Below are 26,961 nucleotides of genomic sequence, written 5' to 3' on the forward strand. Positions count from 1 at the left end.
GCGCGTTGCATGGCGCGGGCCGCGGCTTCTTGTACCCCGGCCGCCACGGGGATGGTGATGTCGGTTTCGCTGGCCGCGGCAGCGCGGGGCGGCAGAGCTGTTCACATCGGTATCCGTTCACTTCATGCCGACCGGACGCGACAGCCGGACGGCGCGGGCGGACCGGGACACCCGTGGGAGGGATCATGCCGGGCAGCGTCTTCGTCCCCAGCGGTGCCGCTGATCCCGAAAACGGAACGGGCGCCCGGCAGGGCCGCCCGGCCTTGGCGGCTCCGCAGTCCGGGCTGTCGCTCAGCCTGCTCGGGCCCTTCCGGCTGGAAGCCGGCGGCCGCGAGATCCGCCTCCCGATCGGAGCCCAGCGCGTCGTGGCACTGCTGGCGCTGCAGGGGAGGATGAGCCGCAGCTGGCTGGCGGGCACGCTGTGGCCGCACTCCACGGAGGACCGGGCCCGGGCCTGCCTGCGCACGTCCCTGTGGCGCGCGAACCAGGCCGTACCGGGGATGGTGGCCGTCACCGCGACCACGGCCGAGCTCTCCGCCCTGCTGACGGTGGACGTGCAGCACCTGGTGCGGGAGGCCCGGGACGCCTGGCGGGACGGTCCGTCGCCCGCCGTCCAGGTGCGGTGCGTGCCGGGGGACGCCCGGGAACTGCTGCCGGGCTGGGACGACGAATGGCTGACGGCCGACCGTGAACGCATGCGCCAGCTCCAGCTGCACCTCCAGGAGGCCCTCGCCGAGCAGTTGACGTCCGAGGGCCGCTACGGGCTGGCGCTCGACGTCGCCTTGGCCGCGCTGCGCCTGGACGTGACCCGGGAGAGCGCCCATCGCGTGGTCATCCGCGTCCACCTCGCGGAGGGCAACGTCAGCGAGGCACGGCGCGCCTATGCGACCTGCCGACGAGTGCTGCGGGAGGAACTCGGCGTCATGCCCACCCGGGTGACGGCACAGATGCTCGAGTGAGGTCCGCGGGGAGGCGAGGGATCCCGGCGCGCCGCCAGCCGCACAGGTCGCGGTGTTCCCCGTCAGCGCGTCGCTGAGCGTGTCCTATTCGAGATACCGCTCCACTTCGGCGATCCACTCCGGCATGCCCTTGTAGACCTTCCGGTATAGATCGAGAATCTCCTTCTTGGTCATGTGCTCCAGTTCGTCCTTGGGGATCTCGGTCAGCGCGGTGGAAATCGACGAATGTTGATGTGCTGCCAGAATGATCGACGGGGCCTTTTGGACGTCGTGCCCAAGATGCTTGAGAACGGACTGTTCAATGATGTGGTGGGCCTGGTACGCGCCGCCGTGGCCTCTGGTGAACACCGAGAAAGATTCGAACGGCCCGATGATGCCGCGTTTGTTCATTTCGGCTGCGATGACCGGCCTGCCCTTATCGAATTTCTTCGCGAGAGTCTCGGCTGCCTCGACGGACAAAGTGCGGCTGACTCGTTTTTTCCCGAATTGTATCGCCTGGATGAAAGCCTTTCCTTCCGCGTCGGGTGAAATCGCTTTCTTGGCGACAGCCTTGGCGACGTTCTTCATTTTCAGTACGGCGCCCAGCGTCACCTTGCCGCCAGAGGCTGCTCCCTTCTTCAGCGCGCCTTTGACAAGGAGTTTCGCGCCGACGCCGGCGGCGCCCTTGCCGGCGCCGGACGGTGTCGGAACGTAGTCCAGCGGACCGAGCCCTTCGGATTCGACGCCGACCGCAGCCCCGGCGTCCACGACGAAATTTCCCTCGCGATCGACGAGTCGGGAGATTCCGTCGGCATGAGACGTCCGGTACCCGATGATTTCCTTTGTTTCCGGGTCCAGCACGACGCCGCTGATGCGGCTACGATTCTCGGGCAGGTCTTCTTCGAAATTGCTGATGCCTTGCGGGCCGGACTCGTCGTCCACGGTGATGCCGCCGTCGCCGGCGCGCGCCGCCTCGCCCGGGAGTCGGACGCCGGCCGGTGGCGCGATTATCGGATCCATCTCCAAATCCGTGTTCACGAGCGCGGTACTCGTGCCGACGTTCGGTCCCCACAGAAAGTTGACAATGTCCGCGATTTGATCCCGGGGAAGCGTCGCGATCCGCTTCTTCTCTCTGAGAAGAAATTCCAGGTCCCGCTGCATTTTGGCGCGCACGGTCTGCATGGCGAGCACGAGCCTGGGTCCGCCGACCAACCCGCCGGACTCCTCGTCACTGAGAACCTTCTCTGCGAGCTTGGCCAGTCGAGGCAACAGGTCGTACATCGGCAGACCCTGGATCTCCGCGAGCGGGGCGTTGTTCTCCTCCCTGCGCTGCTGACCGGTCCGGGGGAGCGTCGGCGTCTGCCGCTGGACCAACAGCGGTGGTTCGTCGTCCTCGGCGCAAGGGCATCCCGGGTGCGTGGTGCCGCCGCGGCGCGCCACCTCCTGCGAGCCGGCGCTCCGTGTCACCCGGAACGTGTGGCCCGATGCCACGGCGCGGGCGGCTTCGCGTGCTTCCCGTTCCGTCGCGTCGGTGGGTTCGCTGACGGAGATCGGCCCGGCCGAGCCGACGGCCGGATTCGGCTCTCCGCCGTTCTGGACGACGTGCGCCAGCTCATGGGCGAGGAGTTCCCGGCCCTCGGCCGATCCGGGATCGAAGGACCCCCGCGCGAACGCCACGTCCCTTCCCGCGGTGTACGCCGTCGCATGCAGTGACTGCGCCGTCTCCTGCGCGGTCCGGCCGGTGTGGATACGCACGCTCGAGAAGTCCGCGCCGAGACCCGCTTCCATCTTCGTCCGCACATCCCGCTCCAGAGGGGCGCCCTGCCCGGACAGCAATCGTGCGGCCTGGGTGCGCGGCCCGCTCCGCCGCACGGACCGCTTCACACGAGACGGTCGTCGGTTCCGGGAATGTTCCAGCCGCATCACGGCCTCCAGACCGTCCGCCTCGCGCGCGGACCATTCGATTCTCCCACCTGGAGGCTGCTCCCGCTGTATCCGAAAAAATGGTTGACCAGACATTTTTTGAATCACGAAACAAAATTTCCTGCGTCGCGACCGCCCCCTCGGTGCGGTCGCTCCCGCCTGGTGGATGCAATGCCTCCTTCGATTTACCATAAACAGGAGTGAAGGCAGGGCGGAACCGTTTTCGGTACCGGCGGCAGAACTCATGCGCGCATGAGCGGCGAAGCGGCCTACGAGCGGCAACGGGAACGGTGATGGCCGAGGTATGGGTGACCCTGCGGAATTCCGTGATCCACGTGTCACCGGGCGACGAGGTCGTGGTGCAGCTCCCCCGGAACGCCACCACGGGCTATTGCTGGTCGGTCCAGCGCGTCGACGGCGCTCTCGAGGTGACCGGCGACGCGTACGAGCTCTCCGGGCAGCCGTCGCCCGGAGCCGGCGGGCGACAGGTGGTCCGGATCCGAGCGGCCGCGGCCGGCGAGGGGCTGGTGCGGCTGGTGCTGAAACGGCCTTGGGAGAGCGCGGTGCTGGAGCGGCGCGACGTCCGGATCTCGGTCGGCGGTGAGGAGCCGGGTCCCCGTCAGGGGCTGGAACCGCCAGGGCCGCCCCCGACCGGGGACGGCCCTGGCGAAAGCGGTGCGTCGGCTCACCACAGAAAGATCTCGTGGACCATGCCGTCCGGCTCCTCCCGGAAGGTGATCGGCCGCCCCGTCTGACGTGCCTGGGCCGCCAGCGTGGTGAGAGCCGTGAACGCGGCGTCCGAACCGTTGTGGATCTTCTTCCACGTGCCGCCTTTGACGTGCAGGTGCGCGTTGCGGGTCTGGTCCGTCGACCACATCGCGTCGACCAGGACGTTCTGGATCCAGCCCCCCGTGGCGGATCCCCCGACCTCGATCGTCTGGAGGGCCGGCTCCGTTGTCCTGCTGTCGGGGTGCACCACCGGTCGGGCCTCACCGGCCGCCTCATCGAACCGGACCGCCATGGCGTCGGGCCTCGGCCTTCCGGACTCGGTGAGCGGGATGGCCGACAGCCCCACGTCCACGCCCGGTGGCAGCATGATCGGTCTGTCCGCACGACCGTTCGGGGCGTGCGCGGCGCTGTATCCGCCGGGCGCCCTGGTGGGCGCCTCCAGCGTGCTCGTCGTCTGCGGGCTCATCCTCCACCACTCCTGATCTCGGGTGCCATGTCGTTGCTCACGGGTCTCACCAGGCGTAGACCTGCTGGACCCTGCCGCTGTCCTCGAACAGCCCCACCTTCGCGCCGGCCGACTTCGAGGCGGCGAGTGCCGCGAGCATCGCTGCGTCGGTCGGGGACACGTCGCTGCCGAGGCTCAGCCAGCCGCGGAGTTCTCCGTAGGCCCACACGTTGGCGTCGACCTCGTTGCTCCACAGTCCGAGGATGCGCTGGTCGGCGAGCCAGGCCCGCAGACTGACGCCTTGGACGCCGCAGGTGTGCCAGCTCTCGATGCCGCACTCGCCGTAGCCGATGCGGAAGTAGCCGTGCTCGCCCCAGTCGGTTCCCCAGCTGTTCTTGGCGATCCAGCAGGACTGCGTGTCGTCGTAGCCGACCAGGCTGACGCAGTGACCGCCGGCGAGGGTGTCGGTCTGCCGTCGATAAATCCCGCCCCCGTAGCTGAAGAAGTCCTGGTAGACGTAGAAGCAGGCGACGACGGACCCGTAGGTGGCGATGTCGCGCCTGATCCCGGCCGGATCGTTGGTGTCGTTCGTCCAGTTGACGACCTTGGCGTGGCGGTTGGGCCAGTCCGGGTTCAGCTTGCTGCTGTCCTGGTCCCCGTCCGTGTAGGGAAAGTAGTCCTCGAAGGCGATGCCCGAGTCACGGGCCTTCTCGAGCAGCGGTTCCGGGAGCCAGCCGGTCGCGCAGGCGGCGCCCGCCTCCCGGCCGTAGCCGTAGAAGGCGTGCGCCTCGGAGAAGTCGGCCGGGAGGAAGGGCGCCCGGTCGATGTACCGGACCACGTGCTCCATGGTCGCCACGGTGCCGAACGCGACGCAGGACCCGCAGTTCTTCTGGTCCTTCACGGGTGTCGTGTAGTCCAGGCCGCCGATGTCGCGGAGGTCGAAGGACGCGGGCAGTCCCGCCCGGGCCGTGGCTTCCCTTGCCGCTGCGGCCTGTTGTTCCTGCGCGGCCATGATCTCGGCGTGTTCGGCTTCGTCGACCGGCACACCCAGGCGGGTGACACGCTGTTCCTCGGTCAGGCGTGTCATGGAGTTGCTGGTCGCCCGCCAGGGGTTGCCGGCGCGTTCCAGAGTCGCCCGGAGTTCTGCCAGGTCGATGGGTTCGTTCACGGGCATGGCGACGCCTTTCACACGTTGGGGGGAAGGCCGAGCGGATCCGCTCCGGGAGAGAGTCAGGGCAGGGCCCGCCGGCGGGGCCCTCGACGATGTGCCCTGGTGGCAGTTCAGTGCACACCCGCGCGCCGCGGTTCGCCACTTGGAGCGCACGCGCTCGCACTCTGCGTCACGCCCCGGCTGGTGCGCCTCCCTCGGCCTCGGCAGGCGCCCGTCGCCCGGCGTGGGCCGACTCCACGAAGGGACGCTCGGCTGCCCGGACCGGAAGGGCAGGGCGCTCGCCGACGGCCGCGGCCGGGTGCGGTTGCGACCGCGGGTTCAGGTCAGACACTGAGAGCAGGGGACGGCGACGAAGGTGGACGTGCCCGTCCGCACGGAAGGGGAGCGCGACATGACCACCGGAGCGGACCAGGACTACACGCACGCGGTGCGGCTGATCTTCGAGTACGAGGGAACAGACATCCGCCTCGTGTCCCGGCAGCAGGTGGAGATGACTCCGCCGCCGAGCGACCGGCCGGCCGACCGGCAGTCGGCCCAGGGCATCTGGGTCGAGGTCCGGGACGCCGATCTGAACGCGCTCTACCGACGCGTCCTGCACGATCCCGTGCGCTACGACACCGAGGTCTTCTCCGAGGATCCCGGGCGGTCGATCGCCAGGGTCCCGGTGGAGACGCCTCGGGGAACCTTCGCGGTCCTGGTGCCCGACATCGAGGCCGCGGACCATGTCGCGCTGGTCGGCAGCCCTCTCGGCCGCACCCCGAGGCCCGCCCCTGCCGCCGAGGTGGCCCGCTTCGCCTTCCGTCCGGGCCCGGACGAGGACCCGGACGCCGCAGAGAGGGGCCGCTGACATGACCACCGCCGACGGAACCGTCATCGGCACGACCAAGATCGTCGACGGCGGGCCCGCGGCCCGGTGCTGGAACCTGGTGATCACGGGCGACGGCTACACCGGCGCGCACATGGGCCGGTTCGCCGACGACGCCGAGTCGTTCGCGAACACCCTCTTCGCGACCCCGCCCTTCGACTCCCTGCGCGACGCCGTCAACGTGTACCGGGTCGACGTCCGCTCGACCGACAGCGGCGCCGCCGACCCCACGGCGTGCGGCGGCTCCGGGGCGGCGCCCCGGACGTACTTCGACGCCTCCTTCTGCAACAACGGAGCCCGTCGGCTGCTGGTCGTCGACGACACCACCGCGCTGACGCTGGCAGGCGAACAGGTGCCCCAGTGGAGCATGGTGATCGTCGCCGTGAACTCCACGGTGTACGGCGGCTCCGGCGGCTCGGTGGCGGTCTACTCCGTCGCGGAGGGCGCCAACGAGATCGCCCTGCACGAGATGGGCCACACGGCCTTCCGCCTGGCGGACGAGTACGACTACTACCTCGGCTGCGGCGTGGACGCCGACCGCGACCGCCATCCCGCCTTCGAGCCCGCGCAGCCCAATGTCACCGTCAATGCCGACCGGGCGACGAACAAATGGCGGGACCTCGTCCTGCCGGACACCGCGATGCCGACGACGGCCAACCCCCGCTGTTCGCAGTGCGACACCCGGCCCAGCCCGGCGCCGGCGGCCACGGTCGGCGCCTTCGAGGGCGCCCACTACCACCACTGCGGCGCGTACCGTCCCCAGTTCGACTGCCGCATGCGGGCGTTGGGCCACCCATTCTGCGCGGTCTGCACGGAGCAGATCCGTCGGACCGTCCAGCCCTCACGTGCGGTGCCGGAAGACTGAGCACCGTGCCCGCAGCGCGTCCGCCGACGGTGCACCCGGACCGGCGATCCGATCGGAGGAACCGGGGAGGGAAGCGGCCGTGCGGGCGCCACGCTCACCGCGCGAGCGGGGATCTGCCGGACTTGGCGAGCTCCCACTGCAGCGCCGTCCGGATGTGTTCCCCGGTGACCGGGGACTGCTCGGCCGCGGCGAGGTAGGCGGCCGAGAGGGCCACCGCGGCGATGCCGCCGCCGGCCAGGTCCTCGGCGGCCAGGCCGGCCGGGTCGAGGCCGTCGACCGGTGCGGGCGCGGGGAACGCTCCACGCCACAGGCTCTCGCGCGCCGCGATGTCCGGGTAGGGAAAGTTGACGATGGTGTGCAGCCGGCGGGTGAACGCCGGGTCCAGGGCCGACGGCGCGTTGGTGGTGAGGATCGCCAGACCGCGGAACGACTCCAGCCGCTGGAGCAGGTAGCCGGTCTGCAGGTTGGCGTAGCGGTCGTGGCTGTCGCGTACCTCGGTGCGCCGGGCGAAGAGCGCGTCGGCTTCGTCGAAGAGCAGGACCGCGGCGCTGTCCTCGGCCGCTGCGAAGACCTGGCGCAGGTGCCGTTCCGTCTCGCCGACCCACTTGCTCAGCACCTGGCTGAGGTCGACCCGCACCAGGTCGAGGCCCAGATCGCCCGCCAGCACCTCGGCCGCCAGCGTCTTGCCGGTGCCGCTGGGACCGGCGAACAGCGCGGTGCGGCCGAGGTCCTGAGCGCGGCGGCCCGCGAATCCCCAGTCGTCCAGGACGGTGGCACGGTGGCGCACCGACGAGACCATCGCGCGCAGTTGGGCCCGCTGGCCCGCGGGAAGGACCAGGTCCCCCCAGCCGGCCCGCGGACGCAGCACCTGGGCCAGCCCCGTGACGGACGGCCTGGCCCGTTCCCGGCAGGCCTGCCACAGGGGAGTTCCCCGGGCGGCGTCCCGCGCGGCGGCCTCGGCGGCGTCGACGGTCAGATCGAACACGCCCGCCGCCTGATCCGCCTGATCCGCCTGAGCGGTGGGCGCGTCGGCCCTGCGGAGGGCGGACCGCAGCAGTTCACGGCGTTCGCCCAGTTCCAGCCGGTGGATCTCCACACCGGTCAGGGCCCGGTGGGGAAGCGGGGCCTGGTCCCCCGACAGCAACGCCAGGGGGGCGCCGAGGTCTTCCGCCAGACGGGCGACGCGGTCGCGCTCCACCGGGTCCGCGTGCTCCAGGTCGACCCCCCAGGCGCAGTCCGTCAGGACGGTTTCGCGCTCCATCGACCTCAGCGTCCGGCACAGCTCGCCGGCCTCGGAGGGCAGGTCGGCGACCTGCGCCACCAGCAGCGTCCGATCCCCTCGGGCGGCCGCCGCGGCGGCCACCGCGTGCAGATTCGCCGCTTGCGGACCGTACAGGTGGACGGCCCGTCGGCGGGCCCAGGACTCGGCCACCGAGCCCGCCGCCCGCCGCAACGGCCCCGGAAGGTACGGCGGGACGGGCACGGGCCGTGCCACTGCCGCCAGTTCGGGGTCCAGGTATCCGGCACCCGCCAGGTGGTGCAGGACCCGCTCGTCGACCGCCAGCGGGCTGAACGTCGGTGCGCAGGGGTCGAGCAGCCTCACCAGGTTCCAGCGGCGCAGCGGCGCCGAGGGAGTCAGCGCGCTCCAGTGCGCCTGCGGCAGCACGGAGAGCGCGGTGCCGAAGGAAGGCCGCGCGGAGCCGCAGGCCGCCGTCAGCTCCTCGCCGACCGCCGCGACGAGTTCGGGGCCGGCCGTCAGGAGGAGAAGCGACCGTTCGAAGGCGGAGAGGCCGAAGCCCCGTGCCATCCGGTCCAGGGCGCTCTCCCCGGGCAGCAGGCGGCGGGCCGAGGCCAGGGCCTCCTCCGACCTCCGGCGGTCCGCGCCGGTGGCGTCGGGGCGCAGCAGCAGCCTGAGGACGCCCAGTTCGGCGACCAGATGGTCGCGGTTGGCGTTCTCCCACACGTCGGCGGGCACGGGGCCGTTCATGACGGCGGGAGCGCGACGGCGGGGGAACCGTGCGGCTGCTCCACCGGCTCCGGACGGCTTTCGACCCCGTCCACCTGGAGGCGGACCAGCCACGTGCCGGAGGGCACCTCGCCGTGGGGCACCCGCAGCGAGGACTGCGGCGGGGCGCCCGGGGTCCGGGAGGGCAGGACCACGGTCACCGTGCCGGGGCCGGTCCCGCCGGTACTGCCGCTCTCAGGGGACCTGGAGAACAGGAGGGTCGCGTGCTGGCCGGCGAACAGCGGGGGCGTCAGGTCGAGCAGGATGCCGGTGTCACCGGACACCGCCCGCGTCACCGTCGGCCGCACGGTGACCGGCAGCGCGTTGGACGCGCCGACCACCCGGGACGGCGGACCGTCGCCGGGCTCCTGCGCACTGAGGTGGAGCACCTGGACGGGATGCAGCCCCGCGGGGACGTCGTCGCCGGTCGCGACGCTCAGCAGCGACGACGTGCCGCCGGGCAGCGGGTCGAGTTCCACGGGACCGAGCCGCACCCGTGTGACGAGGCCGAGCAGCCGCTCGCCCCGGAGCACGAGCGCCTGCCCGGGCACGGCCGTCCCGTTCGCCCCGGCCTCGCCGACGGACGCCAGCCGAGGCGCGGGCGCCGGGCGAACGGTGAGAGCCCGCTCCCGGACCGGCAACGCCCTGTGGGTGGCGACCGGCGCCTCCACCAGGACGACGGTGGCGGTGTAGGTCGCCGAGAGCTGGTAGGGCGTCTGCGGAAAGAAGGACCAGAGCTTCGACAACTCGTCCGACGACAGGGTCGTGGGGGTGACCCTGACAGGCTCCCGTTGGCCGGCGAGGTCGGACTCCCTGAGGAACGCGGTGTCGTCCACGCCGGCGTAGGCGTCCACGGCCGCGGCCACCAGCCGCGGGCTGAGCACCGGGTTCACGGCGAGAGCGGTGACGGCCCGACCGAGCAGCCGCTGTGCCTCCAGGGCCGAGTCCTTCCCGTGGCAGGTGATGAGGTAGTGGAGGTCCAGCGCCTGCAGCGGGCGGCTGAGGAACGCTGCCTCGTGGTCGCGCCCCGGCAGGTCGGCCGAGCGCAGGGCGACGTTCGGCGTCACCCGGTAGAGGAAGACGTTGACGCCGGCCGACCGGACGAGGTCCGCGGACCCGAGGCGGTCGGGCCGCAACGTCGTCACCTGGGCGTCCGCCACCGAACCCGGGTGCTGCTCGTGCAGGGCTCGGGCGAGTACGTAGCGCAGCGCCGATGTCGCCGTGGCGATCGCCAGGTGGTTGCTCAAGGGTTCTCCTTGTCCCTGCGGGCCAGATAGGCGTCCAGGTCGACGCGCGACCCGGTGGGGGGCGACGGCGGCGCCGCCGGGAGGACTTCGATCCGGGCGATGTGCAGATGGACGGCCGGGGAGCCCGAGGCATCGGCGCTGTGCACGGAGTGCGTCCGGCGGGCTGCTGCGGTGCGGACGGTGGCCGTACCCGCCCGCGGGGCCGGTGCGGGCTCTCCGGCCTCGGCCCTCCTGACCTCGACCCGGACGGACGAGGGCAGCACCCCCCGCTCGGTGAGCGCCGGCACCACGTGTTCACGGACGAGCTCCACCGTGTCGGGCGCCGTGTGCTCGGACTGCGGCTCCGGGTTTCCCGGGGTCGCCGGCTCCGGCCGGTGCGAGGGCCCGGCGTCGGCCGGTGACGGGCTGCCGGGGAACGCGGAGCGGCTCGCGCTGTGGCGGGGCGGTCGGGGCGACCGCGTGTCGGCGCCGGCCCGCTCCTGGCGCTGCGGGCGGTGTTCCCGGGACGGATCCGTCCGCGTGTCCGCGGACGGTGCGGGGTGTGTCCTTTCGGCCTCCGGCCGGTGGGGCCCTTGGCCGGGTGCCGGGCGGTCAGCCTCCATGGGGCTCCGGGACGGCTCGGGGCCTCCCTGGGACACGGGACGGCCCGGGGAGGCCGGGACGGTGTCCTCGCCCCTCGGCGGAGCGGCGGCGGACGCCGGTTCCGGCCACGGGGCCTGCGGCACGGGAGGGAGCCAGGCCGATCGCCGGCCGGGCGAAGGCTCGCCGGGCCGTCGCACCGTGGCCGAGGGTGCTTCCGTCCCGGGGGACCGGTCGGTCTTGGCTACGGGCTGCCGCCGAGCGCGGCGGTACGCTCCGGCGGGCGGTGCGCCGGGCAGCGGATCGGACGCCGGATCGGAGGCCGGGGCGGAGGCGTTCAGGAGTGCGGCGCCCCCGGTGACGGGGGCCGGTTCGGGGGGACGGGTGTCCGCGGGGCGTTCCTCGGACGGCGCGCTGCCGACGCCGCGCCCGCTCCGCTCGGTCTCTCTCCGGCCCTCCCGGCCCGCCGACGGCCCGGCCGCGGTGGGCGCTCGACCGGTGTCGCGCAAGCCGCCGTGCGTGTCGGCGGCATCGGGTGACACCGCCGGCGCCGTGTCGAGCGCTTGGCCGAAGTCCGGCTCGCGCACGCTTCGGCGGCCCGCTCCCACCGTGCCGGACGGACCGGCGACCGAGGCGACCGCGGGCGCGGCCGTCGAAGACGGAGGCGGTGAACTGGTTCCGGAGGGGTGAGTGTCCGCGTGTGGGGACCGCGAGTGTCGCGGCTGCTCGCTCGTGGTTCCCGCGTGGCGAGAGATGTTCCCGGGTTCGTCCGGGGGTGATGCGACATCCGCCGCGTCCGAGACCTCGTCGCCCGGCGCCGCGGCCTCGTCCTCGCCGCCGTGCGCGGTGTCGTCGCTCCCGGCTCGACCGCGGCCCTCGCCTCGGGGGCCGCCTGCCGGGGCGGCGGCGGGGGCCGATCCTGCCCGCAGGAGGGGCACCGCCCGGTCCTCGCCGCCTGAAGGGACGTCCACCGGCCCGGACGACGGCAGCGGCACGGCGTCCGTCGCTTCCGCACCAGCGGCAGCTTCGCCGACGGGCATCGCGGCCGCCGCGCCGACCGGAGGGGGCACCCCCTCGGCACGCACCCCGACGGCCGCACCGGGCGACGCGTCCACGGCCGGCGGGGGAGGGGCTGCCCAGAGCGACGCGTCCTCGGGCGGCCGCCATTCGCCTGCCCGGGCCAGGGGTTCGTAGCGGGAGCCGCGTTGCAGGACCAGCCGCGGCTCCGTCCCGAGTGCGCGCCGGGCCATCCGCTCGAAGAAACCCGTCACGTCTCCACCCGTTCGAGATAGGCGGCTCTGCGGCCCGCCGGCATCGCCAGGAGGTCGGCCTCGCTCCATCCGAAGGCCCGGGCGAGGACGGCGACCTCCTCCATCAGAGCGGGGGCGGCGATGTCGATGCGCTCCCAGAGCACGGCCGCGGTATCCAGCGCGGCGCGTACGTGTCCGTCGCAGGCCGGGCATCGTAGGCACAGTGTCGTCATCGTGGCGGCGGTGATCGCCTCCGCCGCCTCGTCCAGGAGCGACTCCTCCTCCTGGGTGAGTTCCGCAGGGTCGACGGAGCTTCCGTCAGCGCGGTGCACGCAGCGGGACAGCAACACGGCGCGCGCACGGTCGGGAGAGGCCGCCGCCAGCAGCAGGTCCCTCGTGGTCGGCGCGCGCACGGTGAACTCTCCGACGGCCACGTGCCGGGGACCGGCCGCCGCAGCCGTCACGAGTTCCTCCGCGGTGGGCAGCGAGACCCGCGCGGAGAGCGGCTCCCCGCATGACGAGCAGGTGATCACCCCGGCCACCTCGCGGCCGAACGCCCGCGCATGGGCGAGAGCCGCGAGCGCGGCGCACTCGCCCACCCCCAGGTCGAGTGCGGAGTCGAGATCCGGGCACAGGCCCGCGAGCCGGACCAGGACCGCTCCGCGCCCGGCGACGGGAGCCGCCGACGCCTGGTCCCAGGCATCGAGCAGCAGTTCCGGCTCGGCGAGGTCGCGTACGTCGTGGTGCTCCGCCGCCCGCCAGGGCGGGGCGAGGCCGCTCACGGCTCGACGAACGACGGTTCCACCGGTTCCGTCACCGTGTTGTCGCGTTCCCAGCCCTCGTTCTCCAGCTTGATCGACTGAATCGCCACGGCGTTGGCGTTGGCGTCGAGATCGGGCAGGGCGTTGAACTCCGAGACCCAGCATCGGTACACCTTGTACGCGAGGGCCAGCTGTCCCGCCTCGTTGTAGACCTCGATGACCACGTCCTTCCGGAAATCCTTGAGGGACGTCTCGGCGCCGAGCCCGGCCCCCCAGTTCCACACCTTCCCGGCCCACTGTTCGAACTCCAGGTCGTGGGTGACTCCGCGTTCGAGCGTGATGGCGTCGTACTCGGTGCGCCCCGGCGACTTCCGGCTGCTGCTCGGATCACCGCCGTGGCGGTGCCTGACGACCTCCGTGGTCCGCTTCAGGGCGCTCACCTTGCTGACGCCGGCCACGTACCGGCCGTCCCAACGGACCCGGAACTTGAAATTCTTGTAGGGGTCGAAGCGAGTCGCGTTGACGGTGAAGTCGGCCATGTCGCACCTTCCGAGATCATCCTGCCGCTTCGGCGGTCTTCTGCTGGATTCCGATGACGACGAACTCGGCCGGCTTGACGGGGGCGAAGCCGACACTGATGTTGACGATGCCGCGGTCGATGTCGTACTGCGTGGTCGTCTCGGCGTCACAGGCCACGAAGTAGGCCTGGCGCGGGGTCTGTCCCTGGAAGGCGCCCTGCCGGAAGAGGTCCTGCATGAAGGCCCCCAGCGAGGTGCGGATCTGGCTCCACAGCCGCTCGTCGTTGGGCTCGAACACCACCCACTGGGTGCCGCGTCTCAGGCTCTCCTCCAGGAAGAGAGCAAGGCGGCGCACCGGCACGTACTTGTACTCGTCGGCCAGAGCGTCGGCGCCGCGCAGGGTGCGGGCACCCCACACCACCGACCCGGCCTGCGGAAACGAGCGCAGGCAGTTGATCCCCAGCGGATTGAGATCGTCGCTGTCGCCGTCCGTCATCGGGTGGGACAGCCCGGCCGCGCCGAGAATTCCGGCGTCCATGCCCGCCGGGGCCTTCCAGACCCCCCTGGTCGCGTCGGTGCGCGCCATCACTCCGGCGATCGCGCCGCTGGGCACGAACTCCCCGATCGCGCCGTCGCGCAGCGGGTCGGCCGCGCGGACACGGGGGAGGTAGAGGACGCCGTTGCGGGTCGCCAGGCCTGACAGGGACAACGTCTCCAGCCAGGCCGGGGCGTTACGCGGCACGATCGTGGACGGCGGGTCCACCAGCAGGACCGCTCTGCGCCGGTAGCAGAGGTCCAGGGCGTCCGACCAGACCTGCGGGGGCAGCTCGCCACCCGGGTCGGACGGCGGCAGACACAGCAGGTTGAAGTCCGCCGGCGCGAGGGCGCCGAGCCCCTCCTGCCCGGTGTAGTCAGCTGCGGTGAGCGCCGCGCCGTCGGTCACCGTGCCCGCCTGGAGGACCCGGTGGACGCCCTTGGAGGGGCGGGCAGGCGGCTGGGGAAGGCGCTCGACCCGTACCAGCTGTGACGCCTGGAGCACGATGTCCACGCGTCGAGGGCCGTCGGCCACGGTCAGGTTCAGGAACTCCTCGCGGGGCGAGCCGTCGTCGCCCTCCCCGATGCGCAGGTGGAAGATCTCGTCGTCCTCCGCGCCGCCGCCGGCCCGCGCCAGTTCCTGGGTGTGGCCCTGTCCCGGGTGGACGACCTCGACCCACAAGCGATTGCCCCACGAGCCCGGTCCCGACGCCTTGAGCTGGAGGCCGCCGGCGTCGAGCCGGGCGAGGCCGGCGCCTCCCGCGGCACGGACCAGCAGCGCGGTGCTGCCGCCGTTGAGGTAGAAGTCGCGGACCGCGTAGGACAGCCCGCTCTCACGCCACAACCCTCCGAACACCTGGGTGAACTCGGCCATGGAGCGGACCGTCACCGGCTCACCCACCGGGCCGCGGGCGGTCCGGCCGACGAAGGCGGTGACGGAGGTGGAGACCCCGGTGACGGCCCTGCCGCCGCTCGGACGCTCCGTGACGTAGACGCCCGGACCAGCGAGGCGAGGTTGAGGCATGGTGGCTCCCTCCGCGACGGTCTGTCGTACAGGACCCTGCCGCGCGCCCGTCACCCGTCCGTGACGACGACGTCACGGCGGGCCCGGGACGCGAGGGTGACGCACGGGTGACACCACCGTGCGAACCTCGACCCACGTGGTGCCGAGCGGACCGAGTTGGAGGCTAGCCGTGGTGAATCTGTCCGTGACCTCGTCCGTCCTGATCGAGGAGGGCCCCGCCCTCTCCCTCGCGTCGGAGCTTGAGGCCGAGTCGTACGCCGTGGCCACCGTGACCCTGGACCAGGGCGGCTCGCGCAACGTCTCCCTGCTGCCTCAGGACGGAACTCCCGTTCTGCTCGCCGTGCGGGCGAGCACGGCGTCCGGCGGGACCGCCACGGTACGGGTCCGCCCCAACCCGTCGGAGACCGGCGACGCCGAAGCGAACTGGATCAAGGTCGCGGGGACACTGCTGATCAACGGAGCCGACGTGCTGAAGGGGCTCGGCACGCCGCGCTCGTTGGGCATCGAGAACATCGGCGCCGAACCGGCGACGGTGGACATCCTCAGTTGCCTGGACCTGTCCTGACGGGGCCGGCGCCCGGCGGTGCGTCGTCGGGACCGCCCTCCCCCTTCTTCTCCCCGTCGGGGCCGGTCAACTCCTCGAGTACTTGGACCGCTCCGCTGATGCGCAGCAGGGTCTCCCGCAGCTCCGCCTCGTGCCGTACCAGCTGGCCGAGCCGCTCCTCACCGGTCCGGTACTCCTGCCGGAGCTCGGCAAGACGCGCCTGAGGATCCTGTGGCATCACTGACGTCCCCTCGTGTCGGGAGCGGTGGCGGGTATGGGGGCGGTGGCGGCGGGTATCGCGAACTCGCCCGTCTTCTGCTCTTCTCCCGGCTTGTCCGCCTCGGCCACAAGGCGGTTCTCGCTCGCCCATGCGTCGTGCCGCTTGCCGCTCACCTGCCAGCAGACCTTGACGGCGGGCGAGCCGGTGCGCAGGGTGAAGCTGCCTTCCTCGAGCTCTCGGACCACGGTCGCCACCACGGGCCGGTCGGCGATCGGGGTGAGCTGGTAACGGAAGTCGCGGCTGAACGCCTCGACGTACGCCGGCAGGTGAACCGTGGCCTCACCCCGCTCGTCGGTGACGACGGTGCCGTCGTACAGGGTCGTCATGTCCGGCGCCTGCACCGCCGAGTGCGAAAGGGTCTTGTTCACGGGGTCCAGGGGATGGTCGACCGTCACGATGTGGTCGTGACTGACCAGCGCCTGGTTCGAATAGACGGCCTGTGCCGCCCAGATGGAGTAGGCGCTGCCCTCGCTCCTGCGGACGACGATCGGCCCGCCGTCCACGTCCAGTGCCAAATGCCCGGGCGTCTGTTGGGTGAGGTGCATGAGCGTGTAGTTGGTGCCCGCGTGGTTCTTCAGATCCGCCGGTCCCAGCACGGAGAGGGCGGTGTAGCCCGCATGGCCCTGGACGCTCAGCGAACCCTCCACACTCTCCGCCAGGTAGCCGGGGGAGGTGACCGTGCTGACGTATCCCGTGTCCACGCGCCATGCCTTGAGAGACCCGGTCTCCAGCGAGTTGGTCCGGACCTTCCCGTCGGTGGTGTCCATGGAAAGACCCCAATCGGCGCCCGAGCCCCAGAAACCGACATGCGTGTTGTCCTGCATGCCGACGAATCCGTTGTCGCCGGACTGCTGCCGGAACCAGATGCCGGCCGAGAGGTCGCTGCCCTGGCGTACCCGCATGCGGCGTGGAACGTCGAGGGCGTCGCCGTCGTTGCCCGTGCCGATGGCGATCTGGTCCGCTCCCGACCACAGGCGGGCGTGCTTGTCCTGCGCGTACCAGCACCAGCGTTGGCCCGCGGTCGGGTTCTCGACGAACGCGCCGGAGGCCGCGGTACGGTCGGCGAAGGAGAAGCCGCCCGCCGATCCGCCGCTGTGCACCTCGGTGCCCTCGACGTGGAGACTCCGCTTGGGCTGGGCGGAACCGATCGCCACATTGCCCTCCAACCCCGCGGAGAGTCTGACCCTTCCGCTGGCGGTGTCCATCACAAGACCCCAGCCGGCGGAAGGGCCGTAGAGGCCGATGTGTCCGGTGTCCTGCATGCCGACGAATCCGTTGTCGGTGCCGGAGGACTGCTGCCGGAACCAGATGCCGGCCGAGAGGTCGCTGCCCTGGCGTACCCGCATGCGGCGTGGAACGTCGAGGGCGTCGCCGTCGTTGCCCGTGCCGATGGCGATCTGGTCCGTTCCCGACCACAGGCGGGCGTGCTTGTCCTGCGCGTACCAGCGCCAGCGTTGGCCCGCGGTCGGGTTCTCGACGAAGGCGCCGGAGGCCGCGGTGCGGTCGGCGAAGGAGAAGCCGCCCGCCGATCCGCCGCTGTGCACCTCGGTGCCCTCGACGTGGAGACTGCGCTTGGGCTGGGCGGAACCGATCGCCACATTGCCGGCCTGGTCGATCAGGAGCCGGTCGCGGGAAGCGGCGTCCTTGTCGGCGAAGTGCCAGCCGCCGTCGGCGCCCGCATACATACCGTAGGTTCTGCTCCCGGGGGTCGTGTTCCGCAACTGGAGCCCGGTGTCGAAGCCGGACGCGGCGGAGCCGACGCGGATCCCTCCCTCGCAGTCGAGGGGCCCCGGGCCGACCTCCACCCCTGCGGGAATCCGTAGCTTCCTGCTGTCCCCGTCCACGGACAGAGCCGGCTGCTTGGACCCGTCGGCCGACATCACGTTCAGCTCGACACCACCACCGGGACGGGCCGCGAGGCCGACGGCGGTCACATGGCCGACGCTCGACACGGCTTCGCCCTCCAGCAGCGGACGGCGCAGCTCCAGGCTCTCGGCAGCGACTCCGACGGCGCGTCTGGCCCCCACCGCGACGCCTTTCACCATGCCGCCGGTCCCCAGCGTCACCTGCGCCAGCACCACCTGCCGCCCCGTGCTCTCGGCCGGCGGCGCCAGACGAAGCCGGGGAGTCTGCAGCAGCCCTGACTGCTGTGTTCCCATCACCTCGAACGAGCCCTCGATCTCGTGCCAGCTCACCGTCAGCCGGTAGTCGCCCGGCTCGCGGCCGGCCGTCGGCAGAGCCACCCCCTCCGCCCCCACCGGAAGCGTGTGCGGCTCCTCGGCGCCGCCGCCCGGGACGTCGGTCACCACGACACCGCCTTCTGCCACGACGACGACGCGGCCCTGGGAATCGAGCGCTGTCCCCGGTGAGATTTTGACCTCGGCGGCTTCCCTCGCCGCGCTCACCCGCAGGCCGTCAGCCACGCCTGAGATGTGCAGGGCAGAATTCGCCGCCATCCCCACCGGTGTCAGGTAGTTCTCGACATCAGCGCAATTCTGCGCCTCCGTTGAGAAATTGTTCGCCTGCGTGTAATGGCTGCGAGCCAAAGCCATGAGGATTCACCACTTCTCGCCGTTCATCTCCACGCTTGCCGATCTGTCAGAAGGAGCGGCTGAAGCACGACTTGTACACCACGTTACGCTGGTCCCGACATGATCGCCCCTGACGGCGTTCCTGGTGTCATTTCTCCTTCACCGGCGTCACATCAATGTCTTCGCCCGGAATCTTCGTGACGTTGCGGAACTCTTCGATCAAGGAGTCGCCGACGGTGCGGGGGATACCTTGCTTGAAATACGGTGCGTGCTTCGTCGCTGACGAGTTGATCAACACCTTCTGCTGGTAGAGCACCTCGTTCTCAGGAACTCCGGTGATGCGTGCCGCGTCCGCACGGTTCGCCGCCTGCCGTGTCGTCCACCACCCATTGGGCGAGACGTCGCCAGGGTTCTTGCAGTACCGATACAGCGGCATGGCATCCGCCTCGGGACCGCCCCGCCCCAGACCTTCTGCACAATGCCCTTGCCCGCCTGGGGCATCCCCTCCCGGGGCGCCTCGCCCTTGGGCGCGACGCTTCTGGCGGCCGGCACGCCGGCCATGGCGATGACCACGGCCAGGATCGCCTCCCGCAGACCTCTGGCTCTGATCAACTCAACCGCCTTGCGGTTGACCTGTTCCAGCGTGACGTGCCGCCGCATGCCGTCCACATGGACCTGGAGCCAGTCGTGGATCCCGACAAGATAGGAGCTGTAGTATTCGGCGGCGGCCAACCGGTCCGCAGCGGCCTCGTACTCACGTGGGTAGAGATCACGAACGCCGGCGTCGAACTTCGGCCGCTTCTCGACATAAGACTGCATGTCGGCCTTGCGGAGCGCGTCATCCCGGTCCCGGTACTCCCGGCGTGCCTGGGCGTGCTCGTCCATCCAGTAGCGCAGCCAGATCTGGTAGATCTGCCCGGAATTCAGCGAGTTGCCCGGGTCGCCGGCTACAGCGATGAAGTCCTGCCTTCGCGCTGCCCAGTTGGCACGTACTTGGTCAGCCGGAATGGCTTGAATCGTCGAACGCAGGTCTCTGATGTCGCGCGGGAGCCTTTCCTGATCTGGTCTCTCCTGGCGTGCGACGATTGCACGGCCCGAAACGTCGTACTGGACGACGTGAGCGAGCTCGTGCGCCAGAAGACGCCGGCCCGCAGGGCCGTGCACGGATTCCCCGCGGGCGACGACGATGTCCCGCCCGAGGCTGTACGCCCGTGCCCCCAAGCCCCGGGCCAGCTCGGAAGCCTCTCCTCCGCTGTGGACGCGCACGCCGCTGAAATCGTGCCCGAAGGCCCCTTCCATCTCCGTCCGCACCGAGGGGTCCAGGAAGCGTCCGCCGTTTGCCGGCACCACGCTTCTGTCCGGTGCACAGCGCTCTGCAGCACGTCCGTCCGATACCCGCGCCCTCGTGGAACCCGCCCTGCGTGCTGTCGCAAGAGCCCGGCCGGCAAGCGCACTTGCTCCCCGCTCCGCGACGCTGCCGCGTCTGGCGACCGCAGGGCGGGGCATCGCCCACGCCGTCTCACCCTGGCCTGCTGCGGAGGCCGGGACGCGGCGGTCACACATGAAAGAGGACACCAGAGGCACCTTCCGCACTGCACGTCATCTTCGTGGACGCCGGACGCCGGACGCCGGACGCCGGTGAACTCGCGTCCGCCTCAAGGCGTTTGCGTCACTCGCGCCACGCGGGATCGGGTCGCCCCGGCGGTCAGGCCGCGTCGCCACGCCGCCGTCCGCTGCGGACGGCGGCGTGGCGATTCCTCTCTCACTCGCGCGCGACATGCTCCTTGAGCCACTGCAGCAACGCCGCGAACTCCGCGGACATGTCCGCGTCCGACTGGACGAGAACGGACGAGTGGCCGCTCTCCTCGACGGTGATCGAGTAGCTCATGGCATCCGGCGCACGACCGTGGGGCTTCGGGTCCCCTTCGGTCGCCGGGACCGCTGCCGCCACCAGCCGGGACAACTCGGCCGCAGCACTCTCGGGCAGGGCGTCGGTGTCCACCGTGTCCGGCGGGAAGCCGGCCCGGACCGCCGCCGCCAGCCCGCCGTACGTCGCCAAAGTAACTCTCATGGCACCTCTCGGCCATCCACCGCTCCCGCTGTTCCGGCAGAGGCGCCCGGCGTCGACCGCCGGGCGCCTGCGCCTCGACCTCAACCGCCGGTCGGAATACGCCCCTTGAGCGCGGCCACCTCTCGGCTCAAGTCCTGCACCTGGACCGTCAGCGCCCTGACTGCCGCGAGGGGGTCCCCGTTCTGGCCGGCGGTGCCGGCCTGCGCCCTCGCGAGCCCGGCCGGGACCCCGGTGACCGAGATGCCGACCTCCCGCCACGCCCTCAGCACGGCCATCTGTTCGGTGCCGCCGGTCTCGTACAGTTCTCCGGCCTTCCGGTACGTGGTGTCCGCGAACTCCTGGAACCGCGTCTCACTGTTGGACGCCTTGAGAGCCTCGTACCAGATGAGTCCGGGAGCCTCCCACGAGTATCCGCCGACGGTCGCCGCCGTCAGGTAGAACGCCTTGTTCGGAATGCCGGAGTTGTAATGCACGGCACCCCAGTCTCCCTCGTAGGTGTCCGGCATGTTGACGTACTTGGACATGTGGTCCGGCTGCGGGTCCTTTCCGAACTTCTCGGTGTTCCACGCGTGCCCGGGAGCCTTCATCGACCGCAGAGCGTCGGCTTCGATGTGAGGCGTGAAGACCTCCCGGCCGATCAGCCAGTCCGCCTGCTCTGCCGTCTGACCCAGCGTCCATTGCTCGACCATCGCCCCGAACACGTCCGACATGGACTCGTTCAAGGCTCCGGACTGGTTGTGATACTCGAGTCCCGCGGTGTGCTCGGTCACCCCGTGTCCCAGTTCATGGGCGATCACGGAAATCGAGCCCGTGAGGTCGGAGAAGACGCGACCGTCCCCGTCACCGAACACCATTTGGCGCCCGTTCCAGAAAGCGTTGGCGAACTCGTAGTCGTAGTGGACGTATCCGTCCAGACGCATCCCGTGACCGTCGATCGAGTTCCTGGCGTACACCTGCTGGAAGAAATCTCGAGTCTTTCCGAGCATGTCGAATGCTCGGTTGGCGGAGACATCGGTCGACTCCGGACCGTCTTCGGACCGCGCCAGAATCGCGAAGGGCAGAGATGTGGTGTTCCGGCAATCGTAGATCGTCCTACGAGCGTTGCCGGGAGCGGCGGCACCGGGGAAGGCTGCTCGGACCGATCGCTCGCCCCGCAGGTGGGCGGTCGTGAGCAAGGTGTTCAGCGCAGCCTGGCGCACCTCGCTGTCATCGCTTCGCAGCATTCTTTTGAGCAGATACGGGGGGGTTATGCAATTCGCTCGAAGTTCGCTGGTCATCGCGGTACTCCGTGATCCAGGGGGTCTGATCCGCTTCGAGGGGCGCCCGACCCTGCACGCGGTACGTCCGCGCCGGACGGGCGAATTCCTCCCGGGTCGGCCAATGCGAATGATCCGCCGGGCCGGTGGCCAATTCATCCATCGAAGCGTCACCATGTGAGGTATCTCACCCATCCATCATTACATGTCCCGCGGGCTCGATGCCACATGGAGCCGCCCGGTGCGGCACGGCCTTAAATTTTCGCTTTCACATATCTTTTCCCGCGGTATTTCGTGCTCCTACGCGTTTCAGATCGGCCGTCGCTCGTCCCGCCGGGCGCAGGCTCCGCGTCGCCTGCCACGGCCGGTCGTCGTGAGAAGAGGCGGAGGCAGCAGACGACGAGAGGACAGGCAGAAGGAAGTGCTCCGCCCGGCACAGCTGTTGATCCACCCCACTTGGCAGGGCACCATCAGCCGAGCGGCACTTTCGCGAAGGTCTCCCATTCGTACATCTGGTTGTCCCGGTGGATCACGATGAGTTCCGCAGTGGAGATGCGAGCATGCGCTGGCGTGACGTTGAGGCCGGTCAGGACCTGCGTGATCGGCTCAGCGGGGCCATCTTCGGCGCTGTAGGCCACGGACACGTGTGGTGTGAAGCCCTCGGCCTTCTCTGGGATCTTGCCGAGGACGTCCCCGATCGGCTCCCGAAGGGCGTTCCTGACGGCTCGGACAGGGCCGTCGGGGTGGGGACATACGGTGTGGGGGCTCTGTTCGCGTTGCCCGCCCACGTCCCCCCCCCCGAGCGTCAGGGCAGTTACGGGTCTTCCTCCGGGGTGGTGAGATTGCCTCCCCGCCCCCGCGCTGTGTCGACCAGGCCGCCTGATTGTCAACGGAAACTTTGATCTCCCCGGTGTCAACCTCAGTGGGAGGCGTTCCAGTAGCGCTCGGCGTCCGCCCTCAACCCGACCATCAGGCACCCGATGTTGAGGTGTGGTGGCGTGTTTCAGGGAGTGCCGCAGTTAGTGGCTCCGCCGGGGCAGGTGACGCTGTCGTTGGACGCCAAGCCCGCGATCCCCAGCACCAGGACGATGAGAGCCAGGACGATCAAAGGCACGTGGTCTGCAGCCCAACTGCTCTGCTCGTGCGGAGGTTTCGGAGCGCTGGGCTGTGGGCTCGCATTGTCGCGTGCGGGCTCGGTGCCGGGCCCGCCGTGTCCCGCTGTAGCCATCGCGTCACCTGCCGTCGTTTTCCCTACCATGATGACACGGCATCGGACCTCACCCGTCAAGCCCCGTGCCGCGTGGGCTCTCCGAGGAGATGTGCCTCGTCAGGGTCCTGTCTGTGAATGGGCAGGCACAGGGTGCTCGGACTCCACGCAGGCGGGAGAGGCCCCCAAGGGCGGGGCTGCGTCGGAGGGCCGTTCACGGTGGATCCGCTCGGCCTCCCCGGGACCGACCCGGCTCACCCGTAGATGCCGACGGATCAACGTCTGGACCCGGTCCAAAGTCCAACGCCGATCCTCGAACCCGTGCGCCGCCGGCCCTTACAGAACTCCTCCTCCAGCACGGCGAACCGGGCGTCGGTGACGGCAGGGGAATTCGTCGGACCGGCAGAGCGCAAGGCCTCGATGCCGCCCTCGCGCCAGGCGCGGCACCAGCGTTCCACCGACCGCACACTCACCCGCAGGTCCTTCGCGATCACCGCGGGGCTTTCCACCCGCCACGAACCGCTCGCCGACCCGAAGCCGGATCCCCTGCAGGACGCGACCGGCCCCGACGAGCCGAACGGCGGGGACAACCTCGTCATCGCCCCGCTGCACTCCGCCCGTTGCCGCCGCCCCAACTGGTGGCGGTAGTGGCGTACGAGTTCCCGCCGCTGACGCCCGGCGACGCCGAGACCGTGGCTGCGCGCGTCGCCGCTGTGCTGGAGGACGCCTGGCAACGCCTCGCGGACCAGCAGACCGCCGTGCTCGCCGCGATCGGCGACAACGCCCGCTCCCGGACAGTCGCCGACCGGCTCGCACAGTTCCAGGCCGCCATCGTCGACTTCCAGCAGCGCGCCGACACAGAGGCCGCGCGTTCGCCGTCCGCCAACTGCCCCACCTGTACGAGGAAGGGGCGCGGGCTGCAGCCGCGACGGTCGACGGGCACTTCTCGTGGACGCTCATCCACACCGAGGCCCTGCAGTCGCTGGCCTCCGACTCCTACGCCGACTTCCTGCGCCGCTCCGAGGAGGAGCAGCGCATGGCCGCCGCGTTCTACCAGGCCGTACGAGACGCCGCCCGCCGCGAAGTGCCGCTGCTGGCAGCCGGCCACACCACCGCCCTACAGGCAGCGAAGGCCCTCGCCGACCGGCTTGCCGCCGAACACCAGCTCACGTACGTGATCTACCTCAACGGTGCGCGCATGCCCGTGCGGGCATGGGCCGAGGCGGCGACGCTCGCCAAGTCGGCCGTCGCCTACAACGCCGGCACTCTCAACCGGGCCCGCCAGGAAGGCGTCACCATGCTCGAGGTCTTCGACGGAGCCGATTGCGGCTGGACTGTGCAACGGGAACCCTGACAAGGCCAACCGCACACGCACCGTCGCAGACGCCGCCAAGTGGCCGATCTCTCACCCACGATGTCGGCGAGCTTTCTGTTCCCGACCGGATTTCGCCGGATCTGCCTGAGCTGAGGCCGGGCACACGATCTGGGTTCTCGGGCTTCGCATTCTGGTTCTATCGCGAAGGTGTCATCGGGTTCGCCTCGACGCACCCCCTGCCGCCTCATGCTTTGAGCGCCGCAATTTCTTTCGCCCGCGAGGCCAGCTCCTTCACCGAACGGGACTGTGCTGCTTGTGGTGGTTGCCGCGAGGTTCGGTTTGTTCTGTTTCCCGACGGGGTGCTCGCGTGCACGATGCTTGTTCTTCACGCCGGTTGGCCGGCCGGGGCCTGCGGTGCTGGGTTTCGGTGCGCTGGCCGGCTGAGGGGTCTTCCTGTGGAGGCGGCGAAATCCTCGACGGACTCGTGCGGGTGTGAGGCGCCCCTGGCATGGGGGCCGTTCCCAGGGTTTGCGGAGGTCCTCTGCGAGGGGCCGGGCGAGGCGGAGTTGAGTGTGAGCAGCAACGACGAGCCAGGTCCATCGGTCGGCGGCGGCCGGCTCGCGAAGCTTGGGAGCGGTCCACCCCAGCGTCTGTTTGAACATCCTGAAGGTGTGCTCGAGATCGAATCGGCGTAGGAACGCCTGCCAGAGCCGGTCCACATCCGTCGGAGTAGGAGTGGTGGCTGACCACCACAGCCAGACAGGTCTGGGGCTACGGTCTCCTCGGAGGTGGTCGACCTGGAGTCGGATGACGGTGCCCTCGATGACCGGCAGTTCTCCTTCGGGGTGGTCGGCCCAGGCCGAGCGCCGGACCAGCAGCGGGTGCAGGCGGTCCCAGGCAGTGGCGACGGCCTTCCCGGAGTGGGTGGTGTCGGTCACCGTGACAACGGACGGGACCGGCCAAGAGGCCGCGACCTCGAACGCGAACTTCGCCCCGCGCTTGGGCTTGCGCCCGACTTTGCCCGCCGGCTGTGGAGGAGGCGGGAAGTACAGGACGCGGTCCGAACGCATCCGGCCCAGCAGTTGGACGGGCAGGTCCGCGAGCAGGAAGGCCAGTCGGGTCACGTCGTAGCCGGCATCGACGACGACCAGGATGGGCGGGTCACCGATCCGCCACTGCCCTGCCACATACAGCCGCTGGAACACCTCCCGGACCTGGGCGGCGGTGACGGCGATCGAGTCGTCCCACGGACGCAGCCGGGCCACGTCCAGCACGGCAGTCCACGACGTCCGTCCCGACTCCAGAGCGGCAATGAAGGAATAGGGCCACCCCGGGATCATCTGGGCCGAGCCCCGGCCCCGACCATACGTGTGACAGAACAGCCGGTCCGAGCTGGTATTCGCGTCCGGCCGCAGCCAGTTGCTGACATCGACCGCCAGGACCAGCTGCCGCTCTGCCGTCCGGGGAAGCGGCAGCCCCGCCAGCGCCATGCGCAGCCGGGACAGATTCATGTGCCCGTGATTCAGCCCGCCGTACAACGCGCCATGCCCACGCTGATGCTCAGGCGCCAGGGACAGCTCGACCAGTGTCTTCACCGGGCCGTCCGCACACAACAAGGCATCACTCAGCTCGAACAAAGCGTCGCGCCGCCGGATCAGACAGGCATAGAACTCCGTCCGGAACCATGACAGTTCAGCAAACGCATCCCGCGGGGCATCCCGCTGCAGCAGACTCATCGCTACGGCCTTCGTACTGGTCAAGTGCCTCTGTGACGGAGCACAGAATCAGACGAAGGCCGCTCTCACGTCAGGCACTCGGCCAAAGTGCCAGCAAGTTCGACGCCGCGTTCGACCAGAGACGATAAACGTCAAGCTTAGTCGGCCTGCAGGACGAAGAACAGGAAGCACAGGAAGCGCGGCGTGGCCGCGATGGCCTCGGGGAACAGCTCACGGGCGGCTGGATCAGGATCCGGCTCGCTGATGACCGTTATCCGGAAACCGGCCCCGATGAATGCCTCGATCATCGCGTGCAGCGGCCTGTGCCATCTGCTCACCAGGGCGGTCTGGCCGCCCATGGTCCACTCTACGGTCCAGTTGGTGGTGTCGAAGTAGTTGTACTCGGCCTCGCGACCGGCCTCGCGGTGTATGAGGGTGATGGCAAAGGGATGGTCGACAGACGCGATCAGCCGACCGCCGGGCCTGAGTATGCGTCGCAGCTCGGCCAGCGCCGGCCCCCAGTCCTCCAGGTAGTGCAGCACCAGGGACGCCACCACATCGTCGAACGTGTCATCAGCGTAAGGAAGCGGGCTGCCCAGGTCCGCCACCCGCAGGTCCGCACCGTCGCCGAGCCGCTGCCGAGCCAGCTCCAGCATCCCGGCACTCGCGTCGAAGCCACTCACAATGGCGCCACGGTCGCGCAGCGCGGCAAACAGGGCCCCCGAGCCGCAGCCGGCGTCGAGGATCCGCCGGCCGGCCACGTCTCCAGTGAGGGTCAGCATCGCGGGCCGCTCGTAGTAGGCATTGACCAGGTTGGTTTCGTTTGCGGCCGTGTATGCCTCGGCGAAGCTGTTGTAGTCGTTGGTCTTCGACGGATCCACACTCGCTGCGGACGGCGAGACCAGCTTGGTGGAAATCGCGTGCTCTTGGCGCTCGCTTGAGATCATGGTGCGGGAGACGTGTGCTGCACCAGTTCGGTTCCTGGCCGCTCCCGATCGTCCTCACATCCCTGAAGATCCAACGAGCCGTTGCTTCAAGCATCGCAACCACTGTTGTGTCATGTCGGCCTCAGGAACAGGCACTTATCTTGTCGTTTAAGTGCGCCACGAGCGCAGAGAGTGAGGTTGATGTAGGTAGGCCCACTTGATGCGGTGCTGTGCAGATGATGAAGGTTTTGTGGCCCTTCGG

Annotated in this window: 23 protein-coding genes and 2 pseudogenes; 6 read left to right on the forward strand and 19 right to left on the reverse strand. The window is 70.2% G+C overall.

The window, feature by feature from the left end; translation table 11 throughout:
* Positions 1–185 precede the first annotated feature (185 nt).
* Positions 186–959 (forward strand): AfsR/SARP family transcriptional regulator, encoded by a 774-nt coding sequence (locus ACWD4O_RS47025; protein ID WP_451289258.1) that lies wholly within the window; start codon positions 186–188, stop codon positions 957–959.
* A gap of 84 nt (positions 960–1,043) precedes the next feature.
* On the opposite strand, the gene ACWD4O_RS47030 is transcribed toward ACWD4O_RS47025, so the two are convergent.
* A complete protein-coding gene (locus tag ACWD4O_RS47030) occupies positions 1,044–3,107 on the reverse strand; it encodes an eCIS core domain-containing protein (RefSeq protein ID WP_451289259.1) in 2,064 nt (687 codons plus the stop codon).
* 47 nt (positions 3,108–3,154) lie between these two features.
* On the opposite strand from ACWD4O_RS47030, the gene ACWD4O_RS47035 reads away from it, so the two are divergent.
* On the forward strand, positions 3,155–3,616 hold the full coding sequence (locus ACWD4O_RS47035; RefSeq protein ID WP_451289260.1) for a protease inhibitor I42 family protein: 462 nt from the start codon (positions 3,155–3,157) through the stop codon (positions 3,614–3,616).
* Here the strand turns inward: ACWD4O_RS47035 and ACWD4O_RS47040 are convergent.
* Both ACWD4O_RS47040 and ACWD4O_RS47045 read right to left on the reverse strand, forming a co-directional pair.
* A complete protein-coding gene (locus tag ACWD4O_RS47040) occupies positions 3,547–4,056 on the reverse strand; it encodes a hypothetical protein (RefSeq protein WP_451289261.1) in 510 nt (169 codons plus the stop codon). The genes ACWD4O_RS47035 and ACWD4O_RS47040 overlap by 70 nt on opposite strands.
* A gap of 46 nt (positions 4,057–4,102) precedes the next feature.
* Complete coding sequence (locus tag ACWD4O_RS47045; RefSeq protein ID WP_451289263.1) at positions 4,103–5,209, reverse strand: C1 family peptidase; 1,107 nt, start codon at positions 5,207–5,209, stop codon at positions 4,103–4,105.
* Between the two features lie 388 nt (positions 5,210–5,597).
* Here ACWD4O_RS47045 and ACWD4O_RS47050 point away from each other — a divergent pair, with 388 nt between their 5' ends.
* A complete protein-coding gene (locus ACWD4O_RS47050; protein WP_451289264.1) occupies positions 5,598–6,053 on the forward strand; it encodes a hypothetical protein in 456 nt (151 codons plus the stop codon).
* A gap of 1 nt (position 6,054) precedes the next feature.
* Entirely contained in the window at positions 6,055–6,936 is an 882-nt protein-coding gene (locus tag ACWD4O_RS47055) for a M64 family metallopeptidase (protein ID WP_451289265.1), read from the forward strand.
* A gap of 94 nt (positions 6,937–7,030) precedes the next feature.
* On the opposite strand, the gene ACWD4O_RS47060 is transcribed toward ACWD4O_RS47055, so the two are convergent.
* Genes ACWD4O_RS47060 through ACWD4O_RS47085 form a run of 6 tightly spaced genes read right to left on the reverse strand, consistent with a single transcriptional unit; the run spans position 7,031 to position 14,854 of the window.
* Positions 7,031–8,911, reverse strand: coding sequence for an ATP-binding protein (locus ACWD4O_RS47060; protein ID WP_451289266.1), 1,881 nt, complete (start codon positions 8,909–8,911; stop codon positions 7,031–7,033).
* 8 nt (positions 8,912–8,919) lie between these two features.
* Positions 8,920–10,188 (reverse strand): DUF4255 domain-containing protein, encoded by a 1,269-nt coding sequence (locus ACWD4O_RS47065; RefSeq protein WP_451289267.1) that lies wholly within the window; start codon positions 10,186–10,188, stop codon positions 8,920–8,922.
* Entirely contained in the window at positions 10,185–12,038 is a 1,854-nt protein-coding gene (locus ACWD4O_RS47070) for a hypothetical protein (RefSeq protein WP_451289268.1), read from the reverse strand. The genes ACWD4O_RS47065 and ACWD4O_RS47070 overlap by 4 nt, the downstream gene beginning before the upstream one ends.
* Positions 12,035–12,799, reverse strand: a complete 765-nt coding sequence (locus ACWD4O_RS47075) for a hypothetical protein (RefSeq protein WP_451289269.1) — start codon at positions 12,797–12,799, stop codon at positions 12,035–12,037. Before ACWD4O_RS47075 ends, ACWD4O_RS47070 begins: the two co-directional genes overlap by 4 nt.
* Positions 12,796–13,317: a phage tail protein gene (locus tag ACWD4O_RS47080; protein WP_451289270.1), complete on the reverse strand. Its 522-nt coding sequence runs from the start codon at positions 13,315–13,317 to the stop codon at positions 12,796–12,798. Before ACWD4O_RS47080 ends, ACWD4O_RS47075 begins: the two co-directional genes overlap by 4 nt.
* Before the next feature lie 16 nt (positions 13,318–13,333).
* Positions 13,334–14,854, reverse strand: coding sequence for a phage tail sheath family protein (locus tag ACWD4O_RS47085; protein ID WP_451289271.1), 1,521 nt, complete (start codon positions 14,852–14,854; stop codon positions 13,334–13,336).
* A gap of 169 nt (positions 14,855–15,023) precedes the next feature.
* Between ACWD4O_RS47085 and ACWD4O_RS47090 the strand changes: the two genes are divergently transcribed.
* On the forward strand, positions 15,024–15,419 hold the full coding sequence (locus ACWD4O_RS47090; protein ID WP_451289273.1) for a hypothetical protein: 396 nt from the start codon (positions 15,024–15,026) through the stop codon (positions 15,417–15,419).
* Here the strand turns inward: ACWD4O_RS47090 and ACWD4O_RS47095 are convergent.
* From ACWD4O_RS47095 to ACWD4O_RS47130, 8 genes and pseudogenes are all read right to left on the reverse strand, one after another.
* The gene (locus tag ACWD4O_RS47095; RefSeq protein WP_451289274.1) at positions 15,397–15,636 is read right to left on the reverse strand and encodes a hypothetical protein; all 240 of its coding nucleotides are present in this window, start codon (positions 15,634–15,636) and stop codon (positions 15,397–15,399) included. The genes ACWD4O_RS47090 and ACWD4O_RS47095 overlap by 23 nt on opposite strands.
* Positions 15,636–18,101 (reverse strand): hypothetical protein, encoded by a 2,466-nt coding sequence (locus ACWD4O_RS47100; RefSeq protein WP_451289275.1) that lies wholly within the window; start codon positions 18,099–18,101, stop codon positions 15,636–15,638. Before ACWD4O_RS47100 ends, ACWD4O_RS47095 begins: the two co-directional genes overlap by 1 nt.
* A 256-nt stretch (positions 18,102–18,357) precedes the next feature.
* Positions 18,358–18,525, reverse strand: coding sequence for a hypothetical protein (locus ACWD4O_RS47105; protein ID WP_451289276.1), 168 nt, complete (start codon positions 18,523–18,525; stop codon positions 18,358–18,360).
* Positions 18,501–19,559: an eCIS core domain-containing protein gene (locus ACWD4O_RS47110; RefSeq protein WP_451289277.1), complete on the reverse strand. Its 1,059-nt coding sequence runs from the start codon at positions 19,557–19,559 to the stop codon at positions 18,501–18,503. Before ACWD4O_RS47110 ends, ACWD4O_RS47105 begins: the two co-directional genes overlap by 25 nt.
* Before the next feature lie 412 nt (positions 19,560–19,971).
* A complete protein-coding gene (locus tag ACWD4O_RS47115; RefSeq protein ID WP_451289278.1) occupies positions 19,972–20,280 on the reverse strand; it encodes a protealysin inhibitor emfourin in 309 nt (102 codons plus the stop codon).
* 80 nt (positions 20,281–20,360) lie between these two features.
* The gene (locus ACWD4O_RS47120) at positions 20,361–21,266 is read right to left on the reverse strand and encodes a M4 family metallopeptidase (protein WP_451289279.1); all 906 of its coding nucleotides are present in this window, start codon (positions 21,264–21,266) and stop codon (positions 20,361–20,363) included.
* A gap of 740 nt (positions 21,267–22,006) precedes the next feature.
* Positions 22,007–22,513 carry a 2'-5' RNA ligase family protein gene (locus ACWD4O_RS47125; protein WP_451289280.1) on the reverse strand — a complete coding sequence of 169 codons (507 nt, stop codon included), beginning with the start codon at positions 22,511–22,513 and terminating at the stop codon, positions 22,007–22,009.
* Between the two features lie 482 nt (positions 22,514–22,995).
* A pseudogene (locus tag ACWD4O_RS47130) lies at positions 22,996–23,295 on the reverse strand (helix-turn-helix domain-containing protein); the annotation flags it as partial.
* A gap of 484 nt (positions 23,296–23,779) precedes the next feature.
* Between ACWD4O_RS47130 and ACWD4O_RS47135 the strand changes: the two are divergent.
* Complete coding sequence (locus ACWD4O_RS47135; protein ID WP_451289281.1) at positions 23,780–24,097, forward strand: hypothetical protein; 318 nt, start codon at positions 23,780–23,782, stop codon at positions 24,095–24,097.
* Positions 24,098–24,396: 299 nt separating this feature from the next.
* On the opposite strand, the pseudogene ACWD4O_RS47140 reads toward ACWD4O_RS47135, so the two are convergent.
* Both ACWD4O_RS47140 and ACWD4O_RS47145 read right to left on the reverse strand, forming a co-directional pair.
* Positions 24,397–25,794: pseudogene (locus tag ACWD4O_RS47140) on the reverse strand (NF041680 family putative transposase); the annotation flags it as partial.
* 137 nt (positions 25,795–25,931) lie between these two features.
* Positions 25,932–26,720: a class I SAM-dependent methyltransferase gene (locus tag ACWD4O_RS47145; protein ID WP_451289282.1), complete on the reverse strand. Its 789-nt coding sequence runs from the start codon at positions 26,718–26,720 to the stop codon at positions 25,932–25,934.
* Between the last annotated feature and the right edge of the window lie 241 nt (positions 26,721–26,961).

The organism is Streptomyces sp. NPDC002623 (genome assembly GCF_053592635.1).

Bases quoted from the DNA above. Each gene is read 5' to 3' on its own strand.
- ACWD4O_RS47025 (WP_451289258.1), top strand. From the start codon at position 186: ATGCCGGGCAGCGTCTTCGTCCCCAGCGGTGCCGCTGATCCCGAAAAC.
- ACWD4O_RS47030 (WP_451289259.1), bottom strand. From the start codon at position 3,107: ATGAGTTCTGCCGCCGGTACCGAAAACGGTTCCGCCCTGCCTTCACTC.
- ACWD4O_RS47035 (WP_451289260.1), top strand. From the start codon at position 3,155: ATGGCCGAGGTATGGGTGACCCTGCGGAATTCCGTGATCCACGTGTCA.
- ACWD4O_RS47040 (WP_451289261.1), bottom strand. From the start codon at position 4,056: ATGAGCCCGCAGACGACGAGCACGCTGGAGGCGCCCACCAGGGCGCCC.
- ACWD4O_RS47045 (WP_451289263.1), bottom strand. From the start codon at position 5,209: ATGCCCGTGAACGAACCCATCGACCTGGCAGAACTCCGGGCGACTCTG.
- ACWD4O_RS47050 (WP_451289264.1), top strand. From the start codon at position 5,598: ATGACCACCGGAGCGGACCAGGACTACACGCACGCGGTGCGGCTGATC.
- ACWD4O_RS47055 (WP_451289265.1), top strand. From the start codon at position 6,055: ATGACCACCGCCGACGGAACCGTCATCGGCACGACCAAGATCGTCGAC.
- ACWD4O_RS47080 (WP_451289270.1), bottom strand. From the start codon at position 13,317: ATGGCCGACTTCACCGTCAACGCGACTCGCTTCGACCCCTACAAGAAT.
- ACWD4O_RS47085 (WP_451289271.1), bottom strand. From the start codon at position 14,854: ATGCCTCAACCTCGCCTCGCTGGTCCGGGCGTCTACGTCACGGAGCGT.
- ACWD4O_RS47095 (WP_451289274.1), bottom strand. From the start codon at position 15,636: ATGCCACAGGATCCTCAGGCGCGTCTTGCCGAGCTCCGGCAGGAGTAC.
- ACWD4O_RS47115 (WP_451289278.1), bottom strand. From the start codon at position 20,280: ATGAGAGTTACTTTGGCGACGTACGGCGGGCTGGCGGCGGCGGTCCGG.
- ACWD4O_RS47120 (WP_451289279.1), bottom strand. From the start codon at position 21,266: ATGCTCGGAAAGACTCGAGATTTCTTCCAGCAGGTGTACGCCAGGAAC.
- ACWD4O_RS47135 (WP_451289281.1), top strand. From the start codon at position 23,780: ATGGCCGCCGCGTTCTACCAGGCCGTACGAGACGCCGCCCGCCGCGAA.
- ACWD4O_RS47145 (WP_451289282.1), bottom strand. From the start codon at position 26,720: ATGATCTCAAGCGAGCGCCAAGAGCACGCGATTTCCACCAAGCTGGTC.